The following is an 8,868-nucleotide window of genomic DNA, read 5'->3' as shown; positions in this document are numbered from 1 at the left end:
ATTATGTTATTCTGATCAGCGATGCATTTTTGATACTTTTTTAGACAAGGAGAGAAAAATCAAAATATGGAAAATACTCAAAACACCCCATTAAAAGCTCTAGTTGAGGTAGATCATCCTTGGCTAGCGATGGCTCCTTTAATGATCGGAGCCTTTGTCGGAATGCTTTCTGAAACATCCCTCAATATCGCACTGCCACAATTAATGACTGCTTTTAATATTCCCGCAGGTACCGTTCAGTGGTTGGTAACTGGATATATGTTAATCATCGGAATTATCTTACCCTTATCCAGCATCATGACTAAGTGGTTTTCAACAAGAAAACTAGTTTCATTTGGCTTAGCTGCCTTTTTGATTGGGGCCGTTATCTCAGCCATTGCACCTAGTTTTACTATTTTGTTAACAGGTAGAATGATTCAAGGACTGGGAACTGGGATTGTATTACCTTTAATGTTTACAATTGCCATGCAAGTTTTTGCCCCTGACAAGTTAGGTGGTGCGATGGGAGCTTGCGCGATGGTTATTATGTTGGCTCCTGCAATTGGTCCTACAATTACCGGTTTGATCTTAGCCAAGCTTTCTTGGAATTGGATCTTTTGGTTGTTTGTTCCATTTTTAGTAGTAGCCTTATTTTTAAGTTTAACTTTCTTAGTTAACACTACTGAATTAACTAAACCTCACGTTGATACTCTTTCAATCATCGAGTCAGCTTTTGGCTTTGCCTTTTTGGTAAGTGCCGTTAGCTTAATCAGTGATTTTGGCCTGGGCTCAGTTCTTGTCTGGGTATTGCTTTTAGCCGGAATCATTATCTTAGCCTTTTACGTTCGTCGTCAATTTAAACTGACAAACCCAATTTTGAATTTGAAAGTCTTTAAATTGAGTCAATTCAGAATTGGTGCCTTGATTGTGATGGTTGACTTTGGTGTCATCTTATCTGCAATGTATTTATTGCCACAATATATTCAATCAGGCCACATGCTTGCTGTAGCGATGGCCGGAATCATGCTTTTGCCAGGTGGAATTGTCAACGCAGTAACTTCTGCTTTTGCTGGACGCTTATATGACAACATCGGAGCTCGCAAACCTGCCATCTTTGGCTTTATCATCGCCTTAATTGGTAGTATTATGCTTGCTACTTTAACAACTTCGTCACCAGTTTGGTACATTATTTTAGCCCACATTATCTTAATGATCGGCTGTCCCTTAGCAATGTCACCATCTCAAACCTACGCTTTGAATGCGATTCAAGGACCACAAGCTGCTGACGGCTCCACAATCATGAACACCCTCCAGCAAATTGTCGGAGCAATCGCTACAGCAATTTCTACAATTTTGCTTTCTTTAGGTCAAAATATGGCTAGTTCTTCAAATAAGGCAGCCGCCTTTACTAACGGAACTCACTATGGTTTCTATTTCTCAATTGCTTTAATTGTGATCGGCTTATTATTATCTTTGAAGATCAAAAAGGTAAATGATTAATATAGATTTTTGATCCTATTGTAGAATTTACATATATAATAGAAGAAACTAGAAAAAAAGATGTTTTTATCAACTAAGATTAGAAGATAAAAACATCTTTTTGCTTCATTATTAAAGGAGTAATCATGCGAATTTTCGAAGGGATCGGCTTAATCATCTATCTGATCTTAGCTTTAGTAATTATTAACCGTCAGCTGCAAGCAAAGAGAGGTTTTAAAGCTAAGAAAATCAACGAACAAGTTTATCAAAGACTCACTAAGCGCAATCTCATCTTGCTCACACTGGTTGTCATTTTCTTACTATTATTCTTGTACACGCCTTTTAAGATGATCTTTATCTAAAAATCAATTTGGCCAACAAGATCATTAATATCTTGAACTCCCATTTTTTCTAACTCGCCCTCTAGCTGAGCTGCTAGATGCAGGCAGGCTTGCGGATCTTTAAAATGCGCTGAACCAACAGCTACACAACTAGCTCCTGCTAAAAAGAATTTGATAATATCTTGAGCATTGCTAATACCGCCCATCCCAATAATTGGTAGGTCTACTTTTTGGTGGACTTGATAGATCATCCTCAAAGCTAGCGGCTGAATTGCCTTTCCTGATAATCCTCCCATACCATTACCTAAGACAGGTTTACGCGTTTTGACATCAATTTCTAAACCAAGCAGTGTATTGATCATACTGAGTCCATCTGCTCCTGCCCTTGCGGCTGCTTGGGCAATTGCCACAATGTCTGTAACATTAGGTGTTAATTTAACATAAATTGGATGAGTTACCTTCTTTTTAACGACGGAAGTTAACTTTTCAACAGTTTCGGGATCTGTTCCAAAATGCATCCCGCCTTGTGCGACATTAGGACAAGAAATATTAATCTCTAAAGCATCAATTGGGGCTTGGTCCAATTTTTGTGCGACATCGACATAATCGTCGATACTTGCTCCGCCTACACTAGCAATAATTGGCAAGTTTGGATACTTTTGTCTTAAGGGCAAAATCTTTTCACTAACTACCTGCTGAGCGCCCGGATTAGTCAAGCCCACTGAATTCATCACTCCATCATCTAGTAAGGCAATCTGAGGAGCGGGGTTTCCGAGTTTGGCTTTTTTAGTCGTCGTCTTTAAAACAATCGCACCTAATTTATTTAGATCAAAACTTTGAGCTGCCTTCGTGTCACCAAAGCCAAAAGTCCCGCTTGCTGGCATCAGCGGATTTTTCAACTTTAAACCTGGTAGATTAACTTTTAAATTAGTCATTTTGAGCCTTCTTTGGACTTAACTTTCTTAACCCTGGCAAGCTGATCATAACGATGAAGCTTAAGATGTAAAGTGCTGATAAAAAGCCCATTACAACCCCTAAGTTGTACTTATCCATTAAAATCCCAATGACCACTGATGAAAAGCCGCCGATTGCCCGACCGACATTTACAATAACATTATTAGCAGTCGAACGGATCTCGGTTGGATACAAGCGGCTGATGACTGCGCCGTATCCGCCAAACATCCCATTTGAGAAAAATCCAACTACCGCTCCAATCAGCAGCAAAGTTGCCATATTGTTAGCAAGTGACAGAGTATAAACCATCACCGCTGAGCCAATTAAGAAGATTGAGAATGCTCTAACTGGGCCAAAATAATCAAAGATTGCCCCGAATGTCATCATCCCGATGCTCATTCCGACAATTGTAGCAATCATCCACAGACTAGAGCTTGAGACATTCAAGTTTAACTGCTTTTGAACAATTGTTGGTAGCCAATTCATTAAGCCAAAGTAGCCAGCAATTTGGACTGTCATCATCACCATCAAACCTAAAGTTTGAAAGACTAACTTTGGTGTTGAAAACATCTTTTTGACAACATCTGATAAAAGTGAGTTCTTCTCATTGGCTTTTGCCTCTAAAAAGGCTTGGCTTTCGTCGACGTGCTTTCTAATGAAGAGCGTTAAAATCACTGGAATAATTCCAACTAAAAATAACATATGCCAGCCTGCAGTTGGAATAATCCAAGCTGCAACTAAAGCAGCTAAGATTGCCCCAATTTGTCCTCCGATAGCAGCAATTGAGGTCATCTTACCAATCCGGTCACTTCTAAAGTTTTCAGCAATCAGCGCAATTCCGACGCCATATTCACCACCTGCTCCAATTCCGGCTAAAAATCTCAAAGCATAGATCAGATAAATATTATTTGCAAAAGCCATCAAGGCAGTTGCAACGGCGAAAATAATAATTGTGTGGCTGAAGGTCTTAACGCGGCCAATTTTATCTCCCAAGATGCCAAAGCAAATTCCTCCTGCTAGCATCCCGAGGTTAGTAATTGATGAAATTAATCCGGCTGCTCCACCTGACAAGTGAAGATCCGCAATCATTGAACTCATCGCAAACGATAAAAAAAGCACATCCATATTCTCTAATGCAAATCCTGAAGAAGTAGATGCAATAACCCACTTCTGGTTCTTGGTTAGACTATGGTTGTGCCTAGTAATTGTGTCCATATTAAATTCCTCCAAAACGAATGCTCTCTGTCATTCAATTATTTTTTCAACACCCAATTGTACACGCAATATATTTTTTTACAAGCACAAATTTCAATTTGCTTTTTTATTTTTTTGATGCTATGCTTTTGTCAAACAAACTTTAAACGGTACAGAGAGACCGCAAGTTGAATTGACTTAAATAATTTTACTTTCTACAAGTCTACACTTGGAGCTTTCTCTGCACCAATGTAGACTTTTTCTTTTATTTTTGGAGGTAAAATGAATAAACCAGTCATTGTTGCATTGGATGTAGATAATCAGAAACAACTCACAGAGATCCTAGATAGCTTAGGGAAACCTCAAAATGTCACCATCAAAATTGGAATGGAGCTTTTCTTTAATTCAGGAGCAAGTTTAGTTAAAGACTTAGCAGCTAAGGGCTACAGCATCTTTTTAGACTTAAAATTGCACGATATCCCTAATACTGTCTATAATGCCGCCAAGCAATTAGCTAGTCTTGGAATTACTTATACCACAGTCCACGCATTAGGTGGCAGCAAGATGATTAAAGCAGCTAAAGATGGCTTAATTGCTGGAACGAGCGCTAATCACAACGTTCCCAAATTACTTGCTGTGACTGAACTTACTTCAATTTCAGATGAGGTCTTAAAAAATGAACAAAGCTGCGCCTTACCAATGAAGCAGCAAGTCCTCTCTTTAGCTAAGCTGGCTAAGAATTCTGGTGCAGATGGCGTAATTTGTTCACCACTTGAGGTAAGTGACTTAAGACAAGAAATCGGCGATGATTTTTTATACGTCACTCCTGGCATCCGGCCTAATCATACTGCTAGTGATGATCAAGCTCGAGTTGCCACACCTGCTCAAGCAAAAAAATTCGGTGCAAGTGCAATCGTCGTCGGCCGTCCGATCACTTTAGCAAGTAATCCTCAAAATGCATATGAAACGATTAAAAAGGAGTTCAACTAATGTATCAAAAGCAAATTATTAATGATTTGATCAAAGAAAAGATCGTTACTATTTCACCAGATAAGCCTTTTACCTATGCTAGCGGCATGCTGTCACCTATCTACACTGATTTTCGGTTAACTATTTCTTACCCAGCTTTACGCGAGATGATTGCAACTGACTTAGCTGATTTAATTAAAAATAAATACCCTGATGTAACTGTCATCGGTGGGGTGGTGACTGCCGGCTTACCGCATGCTGCATGGGTTGCTCAAAAACTGAACTTACCAATGATTTATGTCCGTCCCAAACCTAAAGATCACGGCAAAGGACGCCAAATTGAAGGGCGCTTTTCAAAAGATGATCAGATTGTCTTAATTGATGATTTAGTTACAACTGGCTCTTCAGTGCTTCAAGCAGTCAAAGCTTGTCAAAAAGAAGGTGGCAACATCTGCGGCGTCAGCTCAATTTTTACTTACTACTTGCCTGATGCCAAAGAAAACTTCGCCAAAGCTAAGACGCAATTTGAACCCTTGCTTTCTTATCCTGAATTAATTAGTCAAGAAAAAGAAAGCGGTCATTTCACTGATGATCAATATAACATGCTTAAAACATGGCACCAAGACCCTTGGGCTTGGGGAAAATAATTCAATAGCCAAACAAAAATGCACCAGGATTTTTTCCTAGTGCATTTTTTATTGAACTATTTATTTTTAATCAAATAATGTCCATGGCTGACTTGGTCTGTCGTATAAGTAACCTTTTTGCCAGTTCCATTGTGGGTGTTGTTTCATAAAGCTTTCAGCATCAAAGCTCTCACCATCAGCTCTACCAAAAATACCCCACATGTTGACGTTCTTGATATCTTCACTATCAGCACACTTACCGTCACAAGAGCCACCTGGGAAGAATGGAACATTCCAAACGCCGTGCGGATCATCGGCATAGTATTGAGGATCAACATCATAGTGAGCACAGATATTACGTGATGAAGCACAAATATAACCTAAGTATGGGTCGTATTTATCAGCTAAGATCTTTTTAGCGACTTCATCATCAATTGTGCCAGAAAGTTCCGGCATTAATACTTCAAAGCGCGCACGGCGGGCACCTGTTTGCTGACGGGTGTCGTTATAGCCATTATCAACACACTCCAAATTACGAATACGTGGGTTGTGACAAGCGTTACAGCCATAGTAAAAGCCGTCTTTAGTGCGCAACAATTCTTGGTTCTTTAAACCTTGTTCAAAGCGGGCAATTTCACCAGTATTAATATCACATAATAACCAAATATTTGCATAACCACCATTATTGCCGTCATTAACAATTTTGACCCACTCATCAATATTATTTGCATATTGAGTAGCGCGACGAGCACGAACAAATTCTGGAATTCCGCTATCATCATAACCAACAAAGCCGGCAATCGTCGTTTCGGTAATTCCTAAGCCAGCATCAGTTACATAAAAGTCGGTCATTGAATCAATGTAACCAGGAACCGTCTGCATCTTAAAGCTGTGACCCTTAGTTGGGATTACCTTTTCACAAACGTTGAAGTATTGACCGCTCCAAAAGTCATCAAAACTCTCGTGAGCGATGACTGGTTTTCCATCTTTAGTTGCTGAACCTGTTGCTACAAATCCTGAACAGTGAGAACCCTTTGGTCCTTGTGGTGGATTATTTGAATAATTAGCAGCAACCGTTGGCCACCAATAACCAGTTAATTCCATCCAGTCATTCCAGCCAATTACATCTTCTAAGCTAGTTTCAAAACCACCAGCAGTAAATCCATCGGCCATGCCTTGCATTTCATCTAGATATTCTTGTGGAATTTTATCTTTGTGCAGCTTAACAGCTTGCTCAACAAAGAATGAATAGTCCATTCCATATAATTCTAAAGTCATGTGTTTATAAACACGAATGGCATCTTTGAATTCATCGGTTAACAAATAACCATGTTGAAAACCAATCTCGTAAGGATCGCCTTGAACAGTTAGATAATGCCAACCATTTTCGTCTTTGCGAGAAGCTTTGGCAACAATTTGTGATTGTTTTTCAGTTAAAGCCATAATAAAAACCTCCTTAAGTAACAATTCAAACATTCAGTATTTGATAAAAGGTGATAATTACTGTGATATCAATCGTAAAGCTGAATATTTTAATTACTCATTCGCTTTCAATATAAGAGCTTAGGAGGTAAAATTCAAACAAATCGACTTATCAAAAAAGTCAAGAAAAAAGACGGTTTTATTATCAACCGTCTAATTTTTATTATTCTTCTGGAGCCATCAAATGTTGGATCTTTTTAACAAAAAAGAACATGATAATCCCAAATCCGACACTGACTAATCCAACTGCCATAAAGTAAGCAACTTCTGTCTTAGTAGAGTAATATTTAACAATTTGTGAGTTAATAGCTTGTCCTGTTGCATCAGCTAAGAACCAAAGACTCATCATTTGTGACTTGAAGGCCTTTGGAGCCAAGCGCGAAGTTACAGATAAACCAATTGGAGAAATGAGCATCTCGGCAATTTCAACAATAAACCAAGACCCCACTAGCCAAAATGGACTTACACGACCGCTGGTACCAAATAAAATCCCCGGAATTGCCATCCAAACATAAGAAAGTCCAGCAAAAATAAGTCCAGCCGCAAACTTTCCACCAGGACCAGGTTGCTTTTTCCAGTTATCCCATAGCCAAACGAAAAATGGTGTAAATAACATAATGAAGATTGGGTTTAAAGTCTGAAAGTTCGCAGCTTCAAAATGCCAAGCTCCAATATGCAATACTGTTCTTTGAGCAGCAAACAGCGCTAAAACAACTGAACCTGATTCTTCGATTCCCCAGAAAATAGCTGCCGCAATAAAAAGAGGAATATATGCTTTAACACGAGATTTTTCAGTTTTTGTTACTTTCGAACTCGTCAGCATTACCACAAAGTAATAAATCGGAAGGGCAACTGCTAAGATCGTAATTAATAAAATAATATTATCAATGTTCAATTGCTTAAATGCTGCCAAAATACCTAAAACTGCAATAAAAGCAATAATTGCAATAATCGTCTTTTTGATGACATTACTTAATTGGGCCTTATCAATTGGATCATTTGGAACCAAACTTTCAGATGATAGGTATTTTTTACCACCAAGATAATATTGAACAAGCCCAATAAACATCCCGATAGCTGCTAGTGAAAAGCCGGCATGAAAGTTAGTCTGATTGCCAAATAAGTGCATCCCAAATCCGTCACTTGCCCAAGGCACTAAAATAGGTGCTATCGCAGAACCTAAGTTAATTCCGAAAAAGTAAATCGAAAATCCCGCATCTCTTCTGCGATCATCTAAAGAATAAAGACCACCCACCATGTCAGAAACGTTCGGCTTAAGTAAACCAGTTCCTAATACAATAAAGGCAATTGACAGATATAATCCGACTAAGCCCCAAGGTATTGATAAAACGATGTGTCCAATCATAATTAACACACCGCCAATAAAGACGGTCCTTCTAGGTCCCCAAACACGATCTGAGAGCCAGCCACCAATGGCATTAGATAAATAAACAAGCGAGCCATAAATTGACATAATTGATGCTGCTTGTGTTTGAGACATCCCCAGCCCACCAGCGCTAACTGCATAGTACATGTAAAAGATTAAGATGGCACGCATGCCGTAGTAACTAAATCTTTCCCACATTTCAGTAAAGAATAATGTTGACAGACCTCTTGGCTGACCAAAGAAGGTCTTTTGAGCACTATTATTTTCCATTAATTAATACCCCTTACCTACTTGCTAATTTAAGCAAGACATAAAGGTTTATTTTATACCTAGTATAGTAAGCAGTCAAGGCTCGCTCTATATTCATATAGTATAGTTACTTGCTGCTTCTACTTTCTGAAGTTGTCTCCTATCTTGAGATGTGATTTAATAAAACAAGTTAAACCGCACTTTCATA

8 protein-coding genes are annotated in these 8,868 nt (G+C 38.8%); 4 read left to right on the top strand and 4 right to left on the bottom strand.

All coding sequences use genetic code 11. The features are described from left to right. Nucleotides 1–66: 66 nt before the first annotated feature. The gene (locus Q0Y70_RS05120) at nucleotides 67–1,479 is read left to right on the top strand and encodes a DHA2 family efflux MFS transporter permease subunit (protein WP_297817670.1); all 1,413 of its coding nucleotides are present in this window, start codon (nucleotides 67–69) and stop codon (nucleotides 1,477–1,479) included. Between the two features lie 125 nt (nucleotides 1,480–1,604). Next, nucleotides 1,605–1,820 carry a hypothetical protein gene (locus tag Q0Y70_RS05115; protein WP_297817667.1) on the top strand — a complete coding sequence of 72 codons (216 nt, stop codon included), beginning with the start codon at nucleotides 1,605–1,607 and terminating at the stop codon, nucleotides 1,818–1,820. Here the strand turns inward: Q0Y70_RS05115 and Q0Y70_RS05110 are convergent. Both Q0Y70_RS05110 and Q0Y70_RS05105 read right to left on the bottom strand, forming a co-directional pair. Beyond that, complete coding sequence (locus Q0Y70_RS05110) at nucleotides 1,817–2,734, bottom strand: dihydroorotate dehydrogenase (protein ID WP_297817664.1); 918 nt, start codon at nucleotides 2,732–2,734, stop codon at nucleotides 1,817–1,819. The two genes, Q0Y70_RS05115 and Q0Y70_RS05110, sit on opposite strands and share 4 nt — an antisense overlap. After that, the gene (locus Q0Y70_RS05105; RefSeq protein WP_297817661.1) at nucleotides 2,727–3,968 is read right to left on the bottom strand and encodes an MFS transporter; all 1,242 of its coding nucleotides are present in this window, start codon (nucleotides 3,966–3,968) and stop codon (nucleotides 2,727–2,729) included. Before Q0Y70_RS05105 ends, Q0Y70_RS05110 begins: the two co-directional genes overlap by 8 nt. A 261-nt stretch (nucleotides 3,969–4,229) precedes the next feature. Here Q0Y70_RS05105 and pyrF point away from each other — a divergent pair, with 261 nt between their 5' ends. Then, a complete protein-coding gene (gene pyrF / locus Q0Y70_RS05100; protein WP_297817658.1) occupies nucleotides 4,230–4,937 on the top strand; it encodes an orotidine-5'-phosphate decarboxylase in 708 nt (235 codons plus the stop codon). Further along, nucleotides 4,937–5,563 carry an orotate phosphoribosyltransferase gene (gene pyrE, locus Q0Y70_RS05095; protein WP_297817655.1) on the top strand — a complete coding sequence of 209 codons (627 nt, stop codon included), beginning with the start codon at nucleotides 4,937–4,939 and terminating at the stop codon, nucleotides 5,561–5,563. Before pyrF ends, pyrE begins: the two co-directional genes overlap by 1 nt. 66 nt (nucleotides 5,564–5,629) lie before the next feature. Here the strand turns inward: pyrE and Q0Y70_RS05090 are convergent, their stop codons facing one another. Continuing rightward, on the bottom strand, nucleotides 5,630–6,985 hold the full coding sequence (locus tag Q0Y70_RS05090; RefSeq protein WP_297817652.1) for a C45 family peptidase: 1,356 nt from the start codon (nucleotides 6,983–6,985) through the stop codon (nucleotides 5,630–5,632). A gap of 202 nt (nucleotides 6,986–7,187) precedes the next feature. Beyond that, nucleotides 7,188–8,681: a peptide MFS transporter gene (locus tag Q0Y70_RS05085; RefSeq protein WP_297817648.1), complete on the bottom strand. Its 1,494-nt coding sequence runs from the start codon at nucleotides 8,679–8,681 to the stop codon at nucleotides 7,188–7,190. Nucleotides 8,682–8,868: the final 187 nt, after the last annotated feature.

Source organism: uncultured Lactobacillus sp. (assembly GCF_947367085.1).
In the GTDB taxonomy this organism is placed as follows: domain Bacteria; phylum Bacillota; class Bacilli; order Lactobacillales; family Lactobacillaceae; genus Lactobacillus.
Note: the sequence above shows the minus strand (reverse complement) of the source record. Positions and strands in the feature narration are given on the sequence as shown.